Here is a 21,127-nt window from a genome sequence, read left to right as displayed (position 1 = left end):
GGTAATTCTGAAGTTTAGACAGTCTGACGGTATCAGACAGGTGTTGTTTGCCCACGGGTTTATTGTGTGGCTCATCATGGGTTTTGCTGTTGCTGTAACGCCCAGTCGATATGTTCCTGCACCAGGGCGCTGACCTGCGGCCGCCGGCGTTGCAGGGCGTCGGCCACTTCCAGACTGCGCGGCGCGTTACCCAGGGCAACGGCGATATTGCGCAGCCAGTTTTCGTAACCGGTGCGGCGGATGGGCATGCCTTCGGTGCGGTTTAAAAAAGTGGCTTCATCCCAGGCGAACAGCTGCAACAGACTGGCCTTGTCGAGCTGATGGCGTGGGCTGAAATCGCCTTCTTTGCTGGCGTTGCTGAAACGGTTCCAGGGGCAGCCGATCTGGCAGTCATCACAGCCGAAGATACGGTTGCCGATGCCCGGTCGCAGGTCTTCAGGAATCGGCCCATTCAGCTCGATGGTCAGATAAGAAATACAGCGCCGGGCATCCAGCACGTGGGGGCCGACAAAAGCCTGGGTCGGGCAGATATCCAGACAGGCTGTGCAGCGTCCGCAATGATCCTGTGTGTAGGGCTCGTCCAGAGGGAGCGGCAGGTCGGTGAGGATTTCGCCCAGGAAAAAATACGAGCCGGCTTTGCGGTTGATCAGCATGGTGTTCTTGCCGATCCAGCCGAGTCCGGCGCGGTTGGCCAGCGCCCGCTCCAGTACCGGCGCGCTGTCGACAAAGGCGCGGAAGCCCATCTCGCCGGCGGCCTGTTGCAGGCGCTTACCCAGTTCGGTCAGGCGCTTGCGCACCAGCTTGTGATAATCGCGGCCGAGGGCGTAACGCGAAATATAGGCCTGATTTTTATCGCTCAGCTGATCGGTGATGCGGATATCCGGCGCCAGATAATCCATACGTACGCTGATTACCCTCAGGGTACCGGGCAGTAACTCCGCCGGACGTGAGCGCATATTGCCATGGTCGGCCATATAGCCCATTTCACCGTGATAACCGGCGGCAAGCCATTGCTGCAGGCGCTGTTCATGCTCGCCCAGATCGACCCCGGTAATGCCCAGTTGCTGAAAGCCGAGTTCTTCTGCCCAGCTGTGCAGCTGGGCGCGTAATGTGGCCCATGACGGCGATAAATCTGTGCAATCCGGTGCGTTGTCCGACGATCTTTCTGTCATGGGTTCGTCTTCAGGCTCAGCTTCTATATAATTTTGCGCAATTTAACATATTAGGCAGCCAAGGGATGAATCGACCTTACACCGCCAGGGATCATCTGCCGGGTGAACTCTACCGCGCCGATCAGGTGCGCGAGCTTGACCGGTTGGCAACAGAACAGGAAAACATCAGTGGTTTTGAACTGATGTCGCGTGCCGGTGAAGCGGCGTTTGCCTGCCTGCTGGAACGCTGGCCGGATGAGCAGCAAATCTGCGTCTTTGCCGGACCGGGCAATAACGGTGGTGATGCCTGGGTACTGGCAGCGCTGGCCTGTTACCACGGCATGGATGTTTGCTTTTATACCCTGGGTGATTTGCAACGGCAGTCGGACAGCGCGCAACAGGCGCGGACAATGGCACTGGATGCCGGCGTGCAACCGCAGGTCTTCAGTGGGGAACTGGAGTACGAAGGGCGGGTCATTGTTGATGGGCTGCTGGGCACCGGACTGAATGCCGAAGTTCGTGGTGATTATGCTCAGGCCATTGCCGCTATCAACCAACACTGGGCTGATGTACTGGCGCTGGATCTGCCTTCCGGCCTGAATGCCGATACTGGCCGCATTATGGGTAATGCGGTGGAAGCCAGCCTGACGGTGACTTTTATCGGCATGAAGCGCGGCATGCTGACCGCGGCCGGACCGGATGTCTGTGGCGCGATCGCCTTTGCTTCACTGGCCGTCGATCCGCTGCTGTACCGCCAGTTGCCGGCCGATGCCGAACGTATCAGCTGGGATCGCCTGGACCGTCTGGGTCAGCGCTTACCGGCGCGGCTCGGCAATGCCCATAAAGGTGAGTTCGGCCATGTGCTGGTGATCGGTGGTGATCAGGGCATGGGCGGTGCTGCTGCTATGGCATCTGAAGCGGCAGTCCGCTGCGGTGCGGGTCTGGTCAGTTGTGCGACCCGTACCGAACATGTGGCGCCACTGCTGATGCGCCGTCCCGAAGTGATGGTTCGTGCTGTTGAATCCGGTCTGGAGCTGCAGCCATTGCTCAGCCGTGCCGCGGTACTGGCGGTCGGGCCGGGGCTGGGGCAGAGCAGCTGGTCAGAGTTGTTGTTGCAGCAGGTTTTAGGTGATGAACGACCGCTGCTGCTGGATGCCGATGCCCTGAATATTCTTGCATCACCGGGCTGGCGCTGTGATTTTGCCGGACGTGATGCTGTGTTCACACCGCATCCGGGTGAAGCGGCACGGCTGCTTGGCTGCAGCATTGCCGAAGTGCAGGCCGACCGTTTTGCTGCGGCCCGCAAGCTGGCGCAGGAATATCAGGCGGTGGTGGTGCTCAAAGGACAGGGCTCACTGATTGCCGCGCCTGATGGTCGTCTGGCGCTGTGTACCGACGGCAATCCGGGGATGAGCAGCGGCGGTATGGGCGACGTGCTCAGTGGCGTGATTGCCGCGTTGCTGGCGCAGGGCATGACTCCCTGGGCGGCGGCGCGTTATGGCGTTTGTTTGCACAGTGCTGCGGCTGATATGGTGGCGGCACGTTACGGTCAGCGTGGTTTACTGGCCAGCGATTTAATGATGATGTTGCGGGAGCTGATTAACTGATGACCATTCGCCTGTGCGGAGAATCCGCCATGACGGCCTTTGCGGCGGCCTGTGCGCCGGTATTAAGCGAAGGCGGCCTGCTGTTTCTGGAAGGTACGCTGGGGGCGGGTAAAACCACCTTCAGCCGTGGCCTGATTCAGGCGCTGGGACATCAGGGCGCGGTGAAAAGCCCGACGTACACTCTGGTTGAGGATTATCCGCTGGCGGCCTGTCATGTCTGCCACTTCGATCTGTATCGTCTGGGCGATGCTGAAGAGCTGGAATTTATGGGCATACGCGATTATCTCGATAACCAGGCGCTGTGTTTAATTGAGTGGGCCGAAAAAGGCCGCGGTGTTCTGCCTGCGGCCGATCTGGTGCTGCATATTGATGATCTGGGCGACAGCCGCGAACTGAGCTGGCAGGCCGGCAGTGAACGTGGTCAACGCTGGGTGCAGTCTCTGGATACGCTGGCGCAGGAGTTTGAGCAGACATGAAACCTGTTTTTTTGCCTGTTTTCCTGTTGGGGCTGATATTGCCGCTGTTGCTCAGCCCGGCACTGCATGCCGACGTTAAAGATGTGCGGGTCTGGCAGTCGCCGGATAAAACCCGTCTGGTGTTTGATTTATCCAGCCCGGCGGAACATAAAATATTTACCCTCAGCAATCCTGACCGGGTCGTGATCGATCTGGCCGACTCCAAGGTGCTGAACGATCTGGCGAAAGTTGATCTGCAGTCCACGTCCATCCGCGGTATCCGCAGTGGCAAGCGCAATGGTAATGACGTGCGCATCGTGCTCGATGTAACGGAACCGCTGAACCCGAAAAGCTTTCCGCTGGCGCCGAATAATGTGTATGCCAATCACCGTTTGGTGGTTGATCTGGAGCGTGAGGTCGGTGCTCAGGTCGTGGCGCCGGTTAAAAAAGCCGATATTTATACAGACAATAAACGCGACATTATTATTGCTATCGATGCCGGTCACGGTGGCGAAGATCCGGGCGCGATTGGTCATGGCCGCACGCGGGAAAAAAACGTGGTACTGGCCATTGCCAAAGAATTACAGCGACTGTTAATCGCAGAACACGGTTTCCACCCTTTTATGGTGCGTACCGGCGATTACTATATCGGCCTGCGTGAACGTACAGAAAAAGCACGTAAAGCCAATGCCGACTTTTTTGTGTCGATTCATGCTGATGCGTTCAAACATCCGAGCGCCCATGGCAGCTCGGTATTTGTGTTGTCGGAACGTGGCGCAACCTCAGAGGCGGCGCGCTGGCTGGCCGATAAAGAAAACGAATCGGATCTTATCGGTGGTGTCAGTCTGGAAGATAAAGAAGATCATCTGGCGATGACGCTGCTGGATTTATCCATGACCGCCAAACGCAATTCCAGCGTGAAACTCGGCACCCATATTCTCGACAATATCGGTAACGTTTCCCGGCTGCACAAAAACCATGTGGAAGAAGCGGCCTTCGTGGTGTTAAAAGCTCCTGATATGCCGGCGCTGCTGGTAGAAACCGGTTTTATTTCCAACCCGGATGAAGCGCGTAAGCTGGCCACCAGTAATTATCAGAAAAAAATGGCACGGGCGATTTTTGCCGGTATTACCGAATATTTCCGTGAGCATCCGCCACGGGGAACCTTGCTTGCCGTGCAGAAAAGCAGTGCGCCGGTATTTAATACCTATGTAATCCGCAGTGGCGATACCCTGTCGGATATTGCCGTTAAAAATGGTGTGGCGATTAATGAGCTGCGTCGCGTCAACGAACTGAAAAATGATCAGCTGCGCATCGGCCAGCGTATCAAAATTCCTAATACCTGATTTCCGGGCTGTATTTTTATGAGTCGAATTCATCTGCTGTCACCGCGCCTGGCGAACCAGATCGCCGCCGGTGAGGTAGTCGAACGTCCTGCCAATATCGTTAAAGAACTGGTGGAAAACGCCCTGGATGCCGGTGCAACCCGCATCGAAATTGATGCTGAGCAGGGCGGGGTCAAGCTGCTGCGTATCCGCGATGATGGCCACGGCATTGAACACGATGATCTGCCGCTGGCGCTGAGCCGTCATGCCACCAGTAAAATCACCACGCTGGACGATCTGGAAGCGGTTGCCAGTCTTGGTTTTCGCGGCGAAGCGCTGGCCAGTATCAGCTCGGTCACCCGGTTAACCCTGACGTCAAGAGCGCAGGGCGCAGAAGACGCCTGGAGTGTGCATGCCGAAGGCCGTGATATGGCCGCCAGTGTCGCTCCGGCGGCGCATCCGGTGGGCACCACGCTTGAGGTACGTGATTTATTTTTTAATACCCCGGCGCGGCGGAAGTTTTTACGCACTGAAAAAACCGAATTTTCCCATCTGGAAGAAACCGTTAAGCGGCTGGCGTTAAGCCGTTACGATGTGGCATTTTCGCTGCGCCATAATGGCCGGGTGATTCACCAGCTGCGCAGTGCCGAGCGCACTATTGATCGCGAAAAGCGCGTTGCCAGCCTGCTCAATAAAGATTTTATCGACAGCGCGGTGCATATCGACGCCGAAGCGGTGGGTCTGCAACTGCAGGGCTGGGTCGGCTTACCGACCTTCTCGCGTTCGCAGGCGGATATGCAGTATTTCTTTGTTAATGGCCGTGTGGTACGCGATAAATTAGTAGTGCATGCGATTAAACAAGCCTACCGCGATGTGCTGTATCACGGTCGTCATCCGGCCTTTGTACTTTACCTCTGGCTGGACCCGAAACTGGTGGATGTAAACGTGCATCCGACCAAGCATGAAGTACGCTTCCGCGATGGCCGGCTGGTACACGATTTCCTGTTCCGTACCCTGCATAAAGCGCTGGGTGATGTGCGTCCGGATGATCGTCTGGCGGGCAGCACACCGGCGACGCTGGTGCCACAGACGGCGCCGCTCAGTGGTGTGCAGGCCGGTGAATTTCAGGAGCAGGCACGCCTCGACTGGCAGGCGCAGGCGGTACAGGAAAATGCCGGCAGCTATCAGCCTGCATTTAATGCCGTGCCGCAACAGGGGGCAGTCAGTGCGCAACTGGACGGCCTGCGCTCGCTCAGTCAGCCGCTCGATGTTGCGCCCTGGGGACAGGAAGTACGGCAGGGTCAGCCACAGCCGTTACCACAAACGCCCAGCGCCGATATGCCTCCTCTGGGTTATGCCATTGCTCAGCTGCACGGCATTTATATTCTGGCGCAGAACGCACAGGGTATGGTGGTGGTTGATATGCATGCGGCCCATGAGCGTATTACCTATGAGCGGTTAAAGATCGCCGTTGATCAGCAGGGGGTGCAGAGTCAGCCGCTGCTGGTGCCGGTGACGCTGGCGGTGAGTGAGCGCGAAGCTGATGCCGCCGAGCAGTTTGCCGATGAATTCCGCTTGCTCGGCGTTGAGCTTGCGCGGGTAGCGCCGGAAAGCGTGGTTGTACGCCAGATTCCGGTGCTGCTGCAGCAGGCGGAAGTACCACGGCTGATCACTGACATGCTGGGCGACCTGCTTGAACACGGCACCTCCGACCGTATTCTTGCGCACCGCAACGAATTACTCGGCACCATGGCCTGTCATGGCTCGGTACGTGCAAACCGCAAACTCAGTATTCCGGAAATGAACGCCTTACTGCGCGATATGGAAGCCACTGAGCGCAGTGGCCAGTGCAATCATGGCCGTCCGACCTGGACTCAGCTCACCATGGGTGAACTGGATAAACTGTTTTTACGGGGCCGCTGATGAGCACTGTGCATGAATTACCGCCGGCCATCTTTCTGATGGGGCCGACCGCTTCCGGCAAAACCGCACTGGCACTGGAGCTGGTGGAAAAATATCCGTGCGAAATTATCAGCGTTGATTCGGCGCTGGTGTACAAGGGGATGGATATCGGTACCGCCAAACCCGATGCAGACATGCAGAGGCGTGCGCCGCACCGGTTAATTGATCTGATTGATCCGGCAGAGAGTTATTCCGCGGCAAATTTTCGTGAGGATGCGCTGCGCGAAATGGCTGATATCACCGCCCGCGGCAAGGTACCACTGCTGACCGGCGGCACCATGATGTACTTTAAATTTCTGCGTGATGGCGCTGCGCAATTGCCACAGGCCGATGAAGAGGTTCGTGAGCGTCTGCTGGCAGAAGGGCTGCAATATGGCTGGCCGCATATGCACGAAAAACTCGCTGCCATCGATCCGCAATCGGCGGAACGGTTAAAGCCGATGGATTCACAGCGTATTCAGCGCGCACTGGAAGTGTATGAAGTATCGGGCAAAACCCTGACCGAGTTCTGGGCTGAGCAGCAGAGCGAACCACTGCCTTATCATGTGGTCAATCTGGCCGTGTGTCCGCGCGAACGCAGTACCCTGCATGAACGCATTGCGCTGCGTTTCCGCCAGATGGTGGAGCAGGGCTTTATCGATGAAGTAAAAAAGCTGCATGCGCGCGGTGATCTGAACGTCAATATGCCTTCCGTGCGGGCCGTCGGATACCGCCAGGTATGGGACTATCTGGACGGCAAATATGATTATGAGGAAATGATTGAGCGTGGCATTATAGCCACGCGCCAGTTGGCGAAGCGGCAGGTAACCTGGTTGCGCAGCTGGCCCGATCTGTACTGGCTGGAGACAGAGGATAGTAATCTTCTGCAAAGCGCCTTGAAAATCCTGCATGCCAACGCCATATTTAGCGCATCGTCCTGATTTCGCAGCTTTATCGCATTCGCGTCGCTCCGGACGAACTGGGGCTTATTATTTTTCTTGGCTGTCCCCACATTGGACGGCACACCTTCATTTAAGGAGACCATTATGTCAAAAGGGCATTCTCTACAAGACCCTTACCTCAATCAGCTGCGCAAAGAACGTATTCCAGTGTCTATCTTTCTGGTAAACGGCATCAAGCTGCAAGGTCAGATCGAATCATTCGACCAATTTGTTATTCTGCTGAAAAACACGGTCAGTCAGATGGTTTATAAACACGCAATTTCTACTGTTGTACCATCCCGCAATGTGCGTCTGCAGCCTGCAGATACCGGCGACGTTGATGGCAGCAGCGACGAGTAAACGCAGGAGCCGCTGATTTGTTCTTTGAACGCCCGGATAATGGCGGCGAAACCGCAGTACTGGTTCATATTGATTTTCCTGAGGGCCTCAACCGTGAGGACCTTAACGAGTTCAGGGAACTGGTTATTTCGGCAGGTGCCGATCCGGTGGATCTGGTAACCACCAAACGCTCAACCCCCGATCCCAAAACCTTTATCGGTAAAGGTAAAGTGGAGGAAATCGGTCAGGCTCTGCGCCTGCATGGCGCAGAACTGGTTATTTTCAATCACGCATTGTCACCCAGCCAGGAGCGTAACCTGGAGCGGGCATTACAGTGCCGTGTTCTCGACCGTACCGGTCTGATTCTCGATATTTTCGCCCAGCGTGCGCGTACCCACGAAGGTAAGCTGCAGGTTGAACTGGCGCAGCTGCAGTTTCAGTCGACTCGTCTGATCCGTGGCTGGACTCACCTTGAACGCCAGAAAGGTGGTATTGGTCTGCGCGGGCCGGGTGAAACCCAGCTTGAGACCGACCGTCGTCTGCTGCGTGAGCGGGTAAAAAATATCAACGCCCGGCTGGACAAGGTTCATGCCCAGCGCGATCAGAACCGCCGTGCGCGTAAGCGTTCATCGATTCCCAGTGTGGCCATTGTCGGTTACACCAACGCTGGTAAATCAACCCTGTTTAATACCCTGACCACCGCCGATGTGTATGCGGCCAATCAGCTGTTTGCCACCCTTGACCCAACGTTGCGCCGCTTTGCGGTGGATAACGTCGGCGAAGTGGTACTGGCCGATACGGTGGGATTTATTCGCCACCTGCCACACAAACTGGTTGAGGCCTTTCAGGCCACATTGCAGGAAGCGGCCGAAGCGGATCTGCTGGTGCATGTGATCGACTGTGCGGCACAGGAACGCGAAGGCAATATTCAGCAGGTTGAGCTGGTATTAAAAGAAATTGAAGCCGATGTGGTGCCGCAACTGCGGGTCTACAACAAAATTGACCTGCTGGAACACGGCGAAGCCCGTATTGACCGCGACGATCAGGGCAAGCCGGTGGCGGTGTGGGTATCGGCACAGCAGCGCCTTGGACTGGATCTGTTGAACCAGGCTATTGGCGAACTGCTGAGTACGGAAGTCTTCAATGAAGATATCTGTCTGCACCCGGCGGAAGCCAAGTTACGTGCAATTCTTTACGAATTGGGTGCGATACAGAAAGAACACTATGCTGAAAACGGTGATATGGTACTGACCCTGAGAATGCAGCGTCAGGATTTCAAACGTGCTCTGGCGCGCGCTGATATGGCCGAAAGCCGTTTTCTTGAACCGGTACAGGAAGCCTGGCACTGAGTGACGATGTTACTCAATGCAACCGGTTCTGATATTTTTCAGGATGCGTTGTCATACGGACGTGCGCATCGAATTGTCTGCCTAACTGGAGTGACTTATGGCCTGGAATGAGCCCGGCGGAAAGGGCAATCCCAATGATCCCTGGGGTAACAACAACCGCGGTAATAAAAATCGCGGCAATCAGCCACCGGATCTGGATGATGCCCTGAAACAGCTGATGGACAAGATTAATGGTCTGTTCGGCAAGGGAAATGGCAATAACAATAACGGCGGTGACAGCGGTAGTGGTGCCGGCGGTTTCTTTGGTATTGCTGCGGCGATTCTGGTTGTTATGCTGGCTTTTAACTCCTTCTACACCCTGGATGAACAGGAGCGTGGTGTTGTACTGCGTTTGGGTAAATACCTGAAAACTGAGAATCCGGGTCTGCACTTTAAAGTGCCTCTGGTTGATCAGGTGATTCCTGTAAACACCACCAAGGTGCGTGAAGCCGAAATTAAAGAGCGCATGCTTACCGAAGACGAAAACATCGTCGAAGTGGAACTGAACGCGCAATACCGTGTGGCCGATCCTATTGCTTTCGCCCTGCGTGTTGAGCTGCCGGAGCGTACCCTGTTGTCTGCGGCGGAAAGTGCGCTGCGTCATGAAGTCGGTTCTGCGGCGATGGACCCAATCCTGACCACCGGCCGTGCGGTATTGGCTGAGAAAGTACAGATCCGTCTGCAGGATTACCTCGACCGTTACCAGACCGGTATGGTGCTGACCAACGTCAACATTAAAGATGCCCGCCCACCGGCTCAGGTGAAAGCGGCATTCGACGACGTACAGAAAGCCAAACAGGATAAAGAACGTTTTATCAACGAAGCTGAAGCCTACGCCAATGCGGTTGTACCGGAAGCCCGTGGTCGCGCCCAGCGTCAGCTGGAAGAAGCCAGTGCTTATAAAGACCGCATCATCGCCCGCGCAGAGGGTGAGGCAGCCCGTTTCAACAATCTTTATTCCGAATACAAAAAAGCGCCGGCGGTTACCCGCGAGCGTCTGTATATCGAAGCGTTGTCTGATGTGTACAGCAATACCAGCAAAGTGCTGGTGGATGTTAAGGGCGGCAATAACATGATGTATCTGCCGCTGGATAAACTGATGCAGAACCTGCCGACAGCCAAGGGCGACGGCGCGTCTCTGAGCAGCGGTGATATTTCCCGTCTGACTGATCAGGTACTGAATGAAGTCCGCACCCGTCAGAACAGCACTGGCAACACTACTCGCAGGGAGGGTCGTTAATGTCTCCGAAAGCTTTATTGAGTCTGATCGTTCTGGGTGTGCTGCTGCTGGTCGCCAGTCAGGGCCTGTACGTCATCAACGAAACTGAACGCGCGATCAAGCTGCAGTTCGGTGAAGTGGTCGACAATGACATCAAACCGGGTCTGCACTGGAAAGTGCCTTTTATGCAGAACGTTAAGCGTTTTGATGCACGGGTACTGACGCTGGATACCAATCCATCGCACTTCCTGACCTCCGGTAAAAAATATGTGATCGTCGATTCGTTCACCAAGTGGCGTATCAAGGATGTGAATTCCTACTACAAAGCCACTTCCGGTAACCGTCAGGAAGCATCTAACCTGCTGGCTAACCTGGTCAACAAAGGTCTGCGTGATGAAATCGCCAACCGTACCCTGCATGAAGTGGTATCCGGTGAGCGTGATCAGCTGATGACCAAGCTGACTGCTGCCTTGAATACTCAGACTCAGGATGACTTGGGTATTGAGATTCTCGACATGCGCGTTAAAGCCGTCGATCTGCCGGATGACCTCAGTGCCTCGGTGTATAACCGTATGTCGGCGGAACGTGAGCGTGAAGCCCGCGAACACCGCTCACAGGGTAAAGAGCTGTCAGAAGGTATTCAGGCCGATGCCGATCGTCAGAAAACTGTTCTGGAAGCTGAAGCTTACCGTGATGCTGAACGCACCAAGGGTGAGGGCGATGCTGAGGCTGCGCGTATTTATGCGTCTGCTTACAACAAAGACCCTGAGTTCTATGCCTTTACCCGTAGTCTGAAAGCTTACACCCAGACCTTCAGCCAGAGCGATGTGCTGCTGCTGGAGCCGGACAGCGACTTCTTCCGTTATATGAAGGACGCAAAAGGCAAGTAAGCAATAACCAATGCCCGCGCCTTAACCATGTTCAAGGCGCAGCGGCTTTGGTAGAATCCTGCAACCGGGCCTGGTGCCCGGTTTTTTTGTGCGATTTTCTTTTGAGGACCTCCGGTGCAGCCTGATTTATGGCGCGAATTCGCTATCGCCCTCTGCCTGGTGTTTATTCTTGAAGGGGTAATGCCGTTTCTCTACCCCGCCCGGTGGCGCAAGCTGGTCGCTCAGCTGGCCACAGTCGATGATCGCACGATGCGCATGACCGGTCTGATCAGTATGCTGATCGGGCTGGGTTTACTTTACGTAATCAATTAAAAGGCTGGACGATGACTAGCGCTGACCGTTGGCTATTGCCGGATGGTATTGAAGAAGTGCTGCCGCCACAGGCGCGGCGGATTGAACAGTTGCGTCGCCGTTTGCTCGACCTGCTGGATAACTGTGGCTATGACCTGGTGATTCCACCGGCGCTTGAATATCTGGACTCATTGCTGACCGGTGTTGGCAAAGATCTCGATTTGCGTACCTTTAAAGTGACCGACCAGCTGTCTGGCCGTCTGATGGGACTGAGTGCCGATACCACGCCTCAGGTTGCCCGAATCGATGCCCACAGTCTGGCTCCGGAAGGCATCAGCCGTCTGAGCTACTGCCGTACCGTATTCCATGCCAAGGCCAGCTCACTGCTGGCCAGCCGCACCCCGACGCAGATTGGTGCTGAACTGTACGGCGAAGCCGGTGTTGGCGCCGACGTTGAAATCATCAGCCTGATGCTGACCCTGCTTGAGTCCGCCGGTGTGCAACAGGTGCATCTGGATCTGGGTCATGTCGGCGTATTCCGTGCGCTGGCAGCCAAAGCCGGCATCAGCGCTGAACAGCAGCGCGAGCTGTTTGATCTGCTGAAACTGAAATGCGCCACCGACCTTGAAGCCTGGGCCGCGCGCGAAATTCAGGATGCTGCACTGGCTGAAGCCTTTGCACTGCTGATCCGCCTGCAGGGCGACCGTCAGAAACTGGATGCCGCCATCAGCCGTATGGCAGAGCTGGTACCGGAAACTTCCGCCGAACTGGCGCATATTCAGCAGGTTGCAGAGCAGCTGGCGCAGCGTTTCCCGCAGACGTCGCTGTATTTCGACCTGACCGAACTGCGCGGCTATAACTATCACACCGGTCTGGTGTTTGCTGCTTATATTCCTGGCTATGGCGATGCCATCGCTCAGGGTGGCCGTTATGACGAAACCGGCGCGGTGTTCGGCCGTGCCCGTCCGGCAACCGGCTTCAGTGCTGATCTGAAGGTACTGGCCCGTTTCGGAACCTATCAGGCAGAAGCAAAACAGACAGTAGTTGCACCCAATGATAATGACCCGGCCTTATGGCAACTGATTGCGCAACTGCGCGAGCAGGGCAAACGGGTTCTGGTGCCGTTGAACGATGATGCGATCCGGGCGGATCTGTATCTGAAAAAACTGGATGGCCAGTGGCAGCTGGTCGAAGCTTAATTTTTTAGAGTGATTGATACCGCGATGGGCAAAAGCGTTGTTGTTCTGGGCACCCAATGGGGTGACGAAGGTAAGGGTAAGATTGTTGACCTGCTGACTGAAAAAGCCGCCGCTGTAGTGCGCTTTCAGGGTGGTCACAATGCTGGTCATACACTGGTAATCAACGGTGAGAAAACCGCACTGCACCTGATTCCGTCCGGCATCCTGCGTGATGGCGTGACCTGTATCATCGGTAACGGTGTGGTGCTGGCACCGGATGCTCTGCTGAAAGAGATCCGGGCACTGGAAGAGCGTGGCGTACCGGTAATGGAACGTCTGCGTATCTCCCATGCCTGTCCGCTGATTCTGCCGTACCACTGCGCTCTGGATCAGGCTCGTGAGATCAAGCGTGGCAATGCCAAGATCGGTACCACCGGTCGTGGTATCGGCCCGGCTTACGAAGATAAAGTATCCCGTCGCGGCCTGCGCGTTGGCGATCTGTATCAGCCGGAGTTCGCCGACAAACTGAAAGAAGTGATGGAATACCATAACTTCTCGCTGAAAAATTACTACGGCGTTGACGAAGTCAGCTACGAAGAAACCCTGGCGTCCTGCATGGACTGGGCAGCACAGATCAAAGACGTTGTTGTTGACGCTGTGAACCTGGTGCACGAGATCCGCGAAAGTGGTGGCGACATCATGTTCGAAGGTGCGCAGGGCACTCTGCTGGATATCGACCACGGTACTTATCCGTTCGTAACCTCGTCCAACACCACTGCCGGTGGCGTAGCGACCGGTTCCGGTGTTGGTCCGCTGTATCTGGATCAGATTCTGGGTATCACCAAGGCTTACACCACCCGTGTAGGTTCTGGCCCGTTCCCGACCGAACTGTTCGACGAGGTGGGTGTACACCTGGCGACTGTTGGTAAAGAAAAAGGTACCACCACCGGCCGTGACCGTCGTTGTGGCTGGTTCGATGCGATGCTGGTGAAACACGCGATCCGTGTAAACTCCATCAACACCATCTGTCTGACCAAGCTCGACGTGCTGGACGGTCTGGAAACCATCAAAGTCTGTGTTGGTTACGAAGATGCCGATGGCAATGCTGTGAATGTACCGGCCAGTGCTGATCAGTTCGATAAGATCAAACCGGTCTACAAAGAGCTGCCAGGCTGGACGGAATCGACCTTTGGTGCCAAGAGCATTGATGATCTGCCGGAAAATGCCCGTGCCTACGTGCGTTTTGTCGAGCAGGCTATTAATGCACCGATCGATATTATCTCCACCGGTCCTGACCGTGTAGAAACCATCGTTCTGCGTCACAGCTTCGAGCTGTAATCCGCATCTGGTGCAGCAAAGAAACCCCGCAGCTCAGGCTCCGGGGTTTTTTTGTACCTGCTGTTTATGATTGGTGCCACCGGTCCTTAAATGAGCTGAATAATATTCATCAATTTCATGGTTTTAGTATTTTAGATGATTTAACGGCAATAAAGGCATGTCTATTGCTAAAGTGTCTTTTCTGACTTTTTAGACATTGATGATTGTCAGAAAACCGGCACAGAGAGGCCGGTCGTCACCACGTTAACTACAGGAAAATGCTATGCAGGATTTGTATGAATATCCGGTCGTCATTGAAGTACCGGTAGCCTGGGGGGAAATGGATGCTTTTCAGCATGTGAATAACACCCAGTTCTTCCGCTATTTTGAAAGCGCCAGAGTGCAGTATTTCGATAATCTGAAGATTCTCGATTATATGAACAACTATGCCCGCGGGCCGATTCTGGCTTCCACTAATGCTAAGTTTCTGGCGCCGGTAAAGTACCCGGATACACTGAGTGTCGGTATCCGCAGTCTGCGTCTGGAAAGCGGGCGTATTACCCAGGAGTACGCGGTCTGGAGTCATGAAACCTCACGCCTGGTGGCGAAAGGTGAGAGTCTGCTGGTGTTCTTTGATTACAAGGCCGGACAGCCCTGTGATATCCCGCAGGGGCTGGCAGACAGTATTCTGGCACTGGAGCCTTATCTGGCAGCCGGGATAAAAGCTCCTTCCTGAGGGAGCGTTCTGTAAAGAGCAGGCTCCGTAAGGGAAATTTGTCTTAAAGAGAACATGCCTTAAAAAAACAGTGCCATGCGGAATAACCGCATGGCACTCTTTGGCGCTTAATCTATTTCAACGCGGAAGCGGTGATCGTTACCGTAGCTGCGATCCCACAGGAACAGGTGGTTGTGCCAGTTACCACCCTGCCAGTTGCGTACGTAGTACCAGAAACTGCCGCCGAAATCACCGAACACCACTTCATCGCCGTCTTTCAGGCAACCATCACTGACGGGTCCGACTTTACGTAAATACAGGTTCTCCGACGGGCTGGTGGCGGCGTAATAACCGTAGTCGCCATCGCCGCCGCGCCAGTAATTCATATAGCGGCCGTTCTGGTTGCTGCGCAGCTTGATATAGGCTCCGGGCCAGCCGCCGACATCTTTATAGTTATTACTGGTCAGGCAATAGAGGTCGGTAAACTGAGCTCCCCAGCCTTCAATACTGAAACTACTGCTGGCATCGCTGGCGCTGTGATTGGTGGTCAGCCAGCCGTCGCTGTTATTGCTCAGACCCAGATAGCCGCCACTGTTCAGCGCTTTGAAGCGCACCTGACGATAACGCTCCTGACGCGGACTGATGTCCGGCTGGCTGGCAGCGGCGCCTAAACCCACCACCGGGAAGTGGTCGGAATATTCATCCGATTCATAATGGTAGCTGTCGGGAATAATGACGGTATCCCGCCAGGTGCTGGCTGCCGCAACCGGCAGGGTGGCGTTGCCCCAGCCCGGGATGTCTGCATGGGCGGCCGACAGCAACAGGTAATCCAGGTGCTCAGGGGCGTAGCCCGGGTATTGTTTGGCCGCGAGGTCGTTCTGCTCAGGGTTCCAGCTGGGGATATCATTCAGGTATTGCGGAGCACGGGCGTTCAGTGCGCTGAGCATGTTCTGATATTCCGGCCCCTGGGTTTTAACATTCAGGTCGCCGGCGATAATCACGGGTTCATGTGCAGGGATATTCTGAGCAGCAATAAAATCGCGGATTTTTCCGAACTGTGCCAGACGCTCCGCCGAGCCTTTTGGCGTACCGCCGCAGCTGGATGATTCTGACTGGGTGTGAGTGGCGATCAGGTGCAGGCGTTCGCCGTTACGCAGAATGCGCGCATAGGCAAAGCCCTTGTTGTCGAGAGAGTCGTCACCGCAGCTGTTGTTAAACATCACCTGCGCCTGATACTCAATCGGCCAGCGGCTGAGGATGGCAACACCGCCATTCTTTTTAACCGGATCAATATAACCAATGCTGTCATCCCACTGGCTGGCATTCAGGTCGGAGGCGATCACCGGCGTCTGATACGGATAGTCGTTTGCCAGCCCCTGCAGAATAACATTGGCCGGGCCGCTGCCGTCGTAGTTCAGTTCGAACAGTTCATTCAGCGCGACCACATCGTAGCCGCGGATATAGTCTGCCTGGGCGACCAGCGCTGCACGCTGATCGGTACCTGGGCCGGTGCCCAGTCCCCAGAGGAAGACCGGCAGATACACGTTATGGGTCAGAACACGCAGATCGTTGTAGCTGGCCTGAGCGGGCATGCCCAACAACAGCAGAAACAACAGAGGAAGAACGGATTTCATGGTGAGCTCGTTATAATTGTAAGATCGTACCACTTTAACGGAGGGGGATAATTCTGACATCTGGCGTATCGGGCCAGATGCCATGTTTGTCTTAAGCGATCAGTTTAAAACAATATCCGCAAAACTACTGACGGCGGTATGAGTGGGGTTCTGCGGTAGGGCACCATCACGTACCAGCCAGCAGGTTTGCAGTCCGGCTGCGCGCGCGGCATCCAGTTCTTCAGCGATATCCGACAGAAACAGCACATCCGCCGCCTGAATATCATGCTGCTTCTGCAGTTCGGCGAGGATAGTACGGTAGGAGTCGGCCTCCCGTTTGCCGCCGATCAGGGTATCGAAATGACCGCTGAACAACGGCAGTAAATCACCGTCCTGTGAATAACCGAAAAACAGCTTCTGTGCCTGTACTGAGCCCGAAGAATAGACATACAGCGGAATGCCGCTGGCATGCCAGCGCTGCAGGTATTCGGTGGCATCGGCATACATGTGCGCGGCGTAGTCGCGGTTTTTGTAGCCGGCTTCCCAGATCAGTCCCTGCAGGGCTTTCAGCGGTGTTACTTTGCGGTCGGCGGCGATCCACTGCAGCAACAGCGCAATCAGCGCTTCATGATCTTTGGTGTCAACGTCGATGCCTTCGGCGGCAGCCAGCTGCGCCGTCTGTGCCAGTTGCTGCTGCACCTGAGCATCCTGCAGATGACTGCGCACGTAATCCGGCAGGTGCTGTGCGGCGTACGGGAAGAGCACGTCTTTGACAAAAGAGATGGAAGACGTGGTGCCTTCAATATCGGTCAGAATCAGTTTTACGGTCATCAGGGTGGCGGCTCAGTTTTCCAGGCGGTTAAAGCGTTCGGCAATGTCGCTGCCGGTGAAGTTGGCGACCCAGCCGTCAGGGTTGTTGAACAGACGGATGGCAATAAAGCCCGGATTCGGGCCCATATCAAACCAGTGGGGGGTGTTGGCCGGCACACTGATCAGGTCGCCTTTCTTGCACAGGACTTCAAGCACTTTATTGTCGGCATGCAGGGTGAACAGACCTTCACCGGCGACGAAGAAACGCACTTCGTCTTCGCTGTGGGTGTGTTCGCTGAGAAATTTCTGCCGCAGTTCGGCTTTCTGCGGATGGTCGGCGCTGAGGCTGACCACATCAACGGTCTGATAGCCGTCTTCCTGCATCAGGCGGTCGATGTCTTTGCGGTAGGCGCTGATAACTTCTTCCGGTTGGGCGCCGGCGCTCAGATCGCTGCCGGTCTGCCACTGTTCGAAGCGTACGCCAATCTCTGCCAGTCGCGCCTGAATCTTGCTGCTGTTATCACTGGTAAACAACAGATTCGTTGTGTCGTGGTCGGTATAGATGCGGATAATGCTCATGGCAGTCCCTTAGAGTTGACGGAGTTTCAGCAATTCGAGCTGGTAGCCTAACAGGTTTTCCAGCGCTTCCAGATGACGGAAACATTCCGCCAGATCTTTGCCCCAGGTGTACACGCCGTGACCGCGTATCAGATAGGCGTGGCCCTGACCCTGAGTGCTCATATGCTGTTCGACCAGAGCAGCCAGACGGGCGATATCCTGATCGTTGGCAAACAGCGGGAAGCTTATGGTGTCTTCGTGGGTGGTTTCTCCGGCGAAGGCTTTCTGCAGTTCCCAGCCGTTAAGCTGCAGCTGATCCTGTGGCCAGATCTGCGACAGTACCACTGCCACCGGCGAGTGGGTATGCAGCACGGCACCAATAGCCGGATCACGTTCGTACAGCTGAGTATGCAGCAGGGTTTCGGCGGAAGGCTTGCCCGGAGTCAGGGCGTGGCCATTCCAGTCGACCACCAGAATATCCGCCGGGGTCAGCTCGCCTTTGTGCTTACCGGAGCTGGTCAGTGCACAGCACTGCTCATTCAGGCGTACGGAATAGTTGGAGCTGGTGGCCGGTGACCAGCCACGGCTGTAGAGGATGCGGCCATAATCGCACAGCGCCTGGGCGGCACGGGCAAAATCCTGCTGATTAAACATGGCCATTCCTCAGCGTGCCAGCAGCAGCGCAACGCTGTCGCGGTCGGGTTGCATAATCAGGCCCTTTTCGGTGGCGATGACATCGATCAGGCCAGCCGGGGTAACATCAAATGACGGGTTAATGGCCTGACAGCCGGCCGGTGCAATCGGCTGACCAAAGAGGCTGGTGACTTCTTTCTGCGGCCGCTGCTCGATCGGAATATCTTCACCGCTTTCGAGGGTTAAGTCGAAGGTGGTGGTCGGGGCGGCAACCATCACTTTGACCCCATGGTGTTTGGCCAGTACCGCCAAACTGTAAGTGCCGATTTTATTGGCTACATCGCCGTTGGCGGTAATACGGTCGGCGCCGACAATCACCCAGTCGACATTGCCCTGACGGAACAGCTGTGCGGCGGCACCGTCGCATACCAGAGAGACAGGAATCTGATCCTGCATCAGTTCCCAGGCGGTCAGACGCGCGCCCTGTAACCACGGGCGGGTTTCTCCGGCGTATACCTGAGTAACCTTACCTTCGGCGTAACCGCTGCGGATAATGCCAAGGGCAGTACCGTGGCCACCGGTGGCCAGTGCGCCGGTGTTGCAGTGGGTGTAGATCACGGCATTTTCCGGCAGCACCGAGGCACCGAACTCGCCCATGGCGAGGTTGGCGGCGATATCTTCTTCGTGAATCTTGCGGGCCTCGGCCACCAGTGTGTGCGCATCGGCGGTGTTCAGCGCGGCCATGCGCTCCAGTGCCCAGAACAGGTTAACGGCAGTCGGACGGGATTCTGCCAGAACATGGTAAGCCTGCTGCAGATCGCGGCCGGCCAGAGCGTCGAGGGCATAGCCATAGGCTGCGGCAATACCAATGGCCGGGGCACCGCGTACGACCATGGCGCGGATGGCATCGGCGACTTCGGCGGCAGTGGTGTATTCGAGTACACGGTGTTCGTGCGGGAGTACGCGCTGATCAAGCAGATGCAGGCTTTGCTGGCGCCATTCGATGGTATGGAAAGAAGCGTGTGCGGATGCAGAATGTGCAGACATGATGGCCGTCCTGATAACAAGGTGCGGGCAGCAGTAACACTCTGCCACACACTTAAAATAAGGCGGCTATTCTAGCTGAATGGCACCTGATCCTAAACTTTAAACTCGTTTACGATGCTGCGCAGTTGTTCGGCCTGCTCGGCCAGCTGCTCGGAGGCGCTGGCGGTGTTGCTGGCCTCGCGTACGGTATTCTCGGACACCTCATTGATACGCACGATATTGGCGCTGATTTCGGCTGCCACCTGGCTTTGTTCTTCCGCGGCAGTGGCAACCTGAGCGTTCATATTATTGATGGTGGCAACGTGCTGCATAATGCTGTTGAGTGAGTTTTCGGCCTGACGTGATTGTTCCACTGCTTTCTGAGCATTGCCCTGACTGAGCTCCATCACCTGAACGGCTTCCTTCATATTGCGGTTGAGTCGTTCGGTAACACTCTGGATATCGCTGGTGGTTTCTTCGGTGCGGGCGGCCAGTGCGCGGACTTCATCGGCGACCACGGCAAAACCACGACCCTGTTCGCCGGCGCGGGCGGCTTCAATGGCGGCGTTCAGCGCCAGCAGGTTGGTTTGTTCGGCAATGCCCTGAATGGTTTTGGAGGCATTGCCGATCTGTTCGCTTTCTTTCGCCAGCGTCTGGATAACGTCACGGGCGCGCTGTACATCCTGCACCAGCTCGGTAATGGCGCGGATATTGGCTTCCATCACTTTTTGCGAGGCGCTGGTTTCTTCACTGGCTTTGCGTGTGGCATCGGCGGCGGACTCGGCGCTCTCGGCGACTTCGGAGGCGGTGGCGGACATCTGGTTGACCGCAGTGGCTACCTGTTCAATTTCATCCTGCTGATGCTGGATGCCACGGCGGGTCGCGGTGGCGATGGTCAGTACTTTTTCTGAACCGGCAGACACACCAAGGCTTAAGTTAGCCATTACCCGTACCAGCAGCTGCAGGTGACTGATAAAACCATTGAAGTTGGTGACCAGTTTGCCGATTTCATCGGTAGCGCGGGTTTGCAGGCGGATGGTCAGATCGCCGTGGCCGGTAGCCATTGAGCCCAGTGAGTGAACAATACGGTTAACCAGCCGGGTAATCAGGCTGGAGATGTACCAGGCGGTGAACTGCAGCATGGCGATCATAATCAGCGCAATCATCAGGCCGACCTTGAGGGTGCGCGAGCTTTCATCGCTGGTAGCCTGAATTTCTGCAGAAAAGTTCTGGTAATTCTGCTGGCGCAGCTGCTCCAGCATGGTGCTGAAAGCATCGTAAGTCTGGTTTGCCTGTTGAGCACGTTGTGCCAGTTGGGCCAGCTCTATAGAGCCTTTAATCATGCCCTCAGCCATCTGACTGGCGCTTTGCCAGTACTGTTTATAGGCATCGCTGAGTTGCTGGATTTGCTGGTTCTGAGGCAGCAGCTGGCGGATAGCATCCAGTGTTGTCAGCATATCCTGATGATGACGGCGGGCTTCGGCTATGCGGTCTTCATCCAGATCGGCGACGGCATTGGCCAGCTCATTGCGGACTTTAAACAGCAGCAGGCCGCTGCGGTCGATTTTTTCGGTTAACGGGAAAGCAACCTGCTCCATATGCTTCAGGTTGGATTCTATGCGCTGCTGCGCGAGCAGTGAATAACCCAGGTAAATGAGAAAACCGGCGGCACCGGTGAGGGCAATGGCAAAAATTTTGTAGCGCAGGGATAGTCCGTTAAACAGCGTCAT

General features: G+C 55.8%; 20 protein-coding genes. 13 read left to right on the top strand and 7 right to left on the bottom strand.

What is annotated here, in order from left to right; all coding sequences use genetic code 11:
• Positions 1-74: 74 nt before the first annotated feature.
• Positions 75-1,172, bottom strand: coding sequence for a tRNA epoxyqueuosine(34) reductase QueG (gene queG, locus LGT44_RS12215; protein ID WP_230332623.1), 1,098 nt, complete (start codon positions 1,170-1,172; stop codon positions 75-77).
• 65 nt (positions 1,173-1,237) lie between these two features.
• On the opposite strand from queG, the gene LGT44_RS12210 reads away from it, so the two are divergent.
• The 13 genes from LGT44_RS12210 (at position 1,238) to LGT44_RS12150 (ending at position 14,778) form a co-directional block, all read left to right on the top strand.
• Positions 1,238-2,758, top strand: coding sequence for an NAD(P)H-hydrate dehydratase (locus LGT44_RS12210; protein ID WP_230332624.1), 1,521 nt, complete (start codon positions 1,238-1,240; stop codon positions 2,756-2,758).
• Positions 2,758-3,234, top strand: coding sequence for a tRNA (adenosine(37)-N6)-threonylcarbamoyltransferase complex ATPase subunit type 1 TsaE (tsaE, locus tag LGT44_RS12205; protein ID WP_230332625.1), 477 nt, complete (start codon positions 2,758-2,760; stop codon positions 3,232-3,234). Before LGT44_RS12210 ends, tsaE begins: the two co-directional genes overlap by 1 nt.
• Entirely contained in the window at positions 3,231-4,559 is a 1,329-nt protein-coding gene (locus LGT44_RS12200) for an N-acetylmuramoyl-L-alanine amidase (RefSeq protein ID WP_145469866.1), read from the top strand. The genes tsaE and LGT44_RS12200 overlap by 4 nt, the downstream gene beginning before the upstream one ends.
• An 18-nt stretch (positions 4,560-4,577) precedes the next feature.
• On the top strand, positions 4,578-6,461 hold the full coding sequence (mutL, locus tag LGT44_RS12195) for a DNA mismatch repair endonuclease MutL (protein WP_230332626.1): 1,884 nt from the start codon (positions 4,578-4,580) through the stop codon (positions 6,459-6,461).
• Positions 6,461-7,420 (top strand): tRNA (adenosine(37)-N6)-dimethylallyltransferase MiaA, encoded by a 960-nt coding sequence (miaA, locus tag LGT44_RS12190; protein WP_230332627.1) that lies wholly within the window; start codon positions 6,461-6,463, stop codon positions 7,418-7,420. Before mutL ends, miaA begins: the two co-directional genes overlap by 1 nt.
• 105 nt (positions 7,421-7,525) lie before the next feature.
• Positions 7,526-7,780: an RNA chaperone Hfq gene (gene hfq / locus LGT44_RS12185; RefSeq protein WP_230332628.1), complete on the top strand. Its 255-nt coding sequence runs from the start codon at positions 7,526-7,528 to the stop codon at positions 7,778-7,780.
• 17 nt (positions 7,781-7,797) lie between these two features.
• Positions 7,798-9,108, top strand: a complete 1,311-nt coding sequence (gene hflX, locus LGT44_RS12180) for a ribosome rescue GTPase HflX (RefSeq protein WP_145469862.1) — start codon at positions 7,798-7,800, stop codon at positions 9,106-9,108.
• Positions 9,109-9,205: 97 nt separating this feature from the next.
• Positions 9,206-10,387: an FtsH protease activity modulator HflK gene (gene hflK, locus LGT44_RS12175; RefSeq protein WP_225692117.1), complete on the top strand. Its 1,182-nt coding sequence runs from the start codon at positions 9,206-9,208 to the stop codon at positions 10,385-10,387.
• The gene (hflC, locus tag LGT44_RS12170) at positions 10,387-11,256 is read left to right on the top strand and encodes a protease modulator HflC (RefSeq protein ID WP_225692118.1); all 870 of its coding nucleotides are present in this window, start codon (positions 10,387-10,389) and stop codon (positions 11,254-11,256) included. The genes hflK and hflC overlap by 1 nt, the downstream gene beginning before the upstream one ends.
• A 114-nt stretch (positions 11,257-11,370) precedes the next feature.
• Positions 11,371-11,568, top strand: a complete 198-nt coding sequence (locus LGT44_RS12165; RefSeq protein ID WP_145469859.1) for a DUF2065 domain-containing protein — start codon at positions 11,371-11,373, stop codon at positions 11,566-11,568.
• Between the two features lie 11 nt (positions 11,569-11,579).
• Positions 11,580-12,746 carry an ATP phosphoribosyltransferase regulatory subunit gene (locus LGT44_RS12160; protein ID WP_230332629.1) on the top strand — a complete coding sequence of 389 codons (1,167 nt, stop codon included), beginning with the start codon at positions 11,580-11,582 and terminating at the stop codon, positions 12,744-12,746.
• Positions 12,747-12,770: 24 nt separating this feature from the next.
• Entirely contained in the window at positions 12,771-14,063 is a 1,293-nt protein-coding gene (locus LGT44_RS12155) for an adenylosuccinate synthase (RefSeq protein WP_225692120.1), read from the top strand.
• Between the two features lie 262 nt (positions 14,064-14,325).
• Complete coding sequence (locus tag LGT44_RS12150; protein WP_225692121.1) at positions 14,326-14,778, top strand: acyl-CoA thioesterase; 453 nt, start codon at positions 14,326-14,328, stop codon at positions 14,776-14,778.
• Between the two features lie 107 nt (positions 14,779-14,885).
• Here the strand turns inward: LGT44_RS12150 and sph are convergent, their stop codons facing one another.
• From sph to LGT44_RS12120, 6 genes are all read right to left on the bottom strand, one after another.
• Positions 14,886-16,391, bottom strand: a complete 1,506-nt coding sequence (gene sph / locus LGT44_RS12145) for a sphingomyelin phosphodiesterase (RefSeq protein ID WP_230332630.1) — start codon at positions 16,389-16,391, stop codon at positions 14,886-14,888.
• 99 nt (positions 16,392-16,490) lie between these two features.
• Complete coding sequence (gene mtnC / locus LGT44_RS12140; protein WP_230332631.1) at positions 16,491-17,201, bottom strand: acireductone synthase; 711 nt, start codon at positions 17,199-17,201, stop codon at positions 16,491-16,493.
• A 12-nt stretch (positions 17,202-17,213) separates the two neighbouring features.
• Positions 17,214-17,759 (bottom strand): 1,2-dihydroxy-3-keto-5-methylthiopentene dioxygenase, encoded by a 546-nt coding sequence (locus LGT44_RS12135; RefSeq protein ID WP_230332632.1) that lies wholly within the window; start codon positions 17,757-17,759, stop codon positions 17,214-17,216.
• A gap of 9 nt (positions 17,760-17,768) precedes the next feature.
• Positions 17,769-18,392: a methylthioribulose 1-phosphate dehydratase gene (locus LGT44_RS12130; protein WP_230332633.1), complete on the bottom strand. Its 624-nt coding sequence runs from the start codon at positions 18,390-18,392 to the stop codon at positions 17,769-17,771.
• 9 nt (positions 18,393-18,401) lie between these two features.
• Positions 18,402-19,418, bottom strand: a complete 1,017-nt coding sequence (gene mtnA / locus LGT44_RS12125) for an S-methyl-5-thioribose-1-phosphate isomerase (RefSeq protein WP_230332634.1) — start codon at positions 19,416-19,418, stop codon at positions 18,402-18,404.
• 92 nt (positions 19,419-19,510) lie between these two features.
• On the bottom strand, positions 19,511-21,127 hold the full coding sequence (locus tag LGT44_RS12120) for a methyl-accepting chemotaxis protein (protein ID WP_225692126.1): 1,617 nt from the start codon (positions 21,125-21,127) through the stop codon (positions 19,511-19,513).

Source organism: Thalassolituus alkanivorans (assembly GCF_020447205.1).
Classification (GTDB): Bacteria; Pseudomonadota; Gammaproteobacteria; order Pseudomonadales; family Oceanobacteraceae; genus Venatoribacter; species Venatoribacter alkanivorans.
The sequence above is the reverse complement of the archived record's forward strand: the minus strand, read 5'-3'. Positions and strand labels throughout refer to the sequence as shown.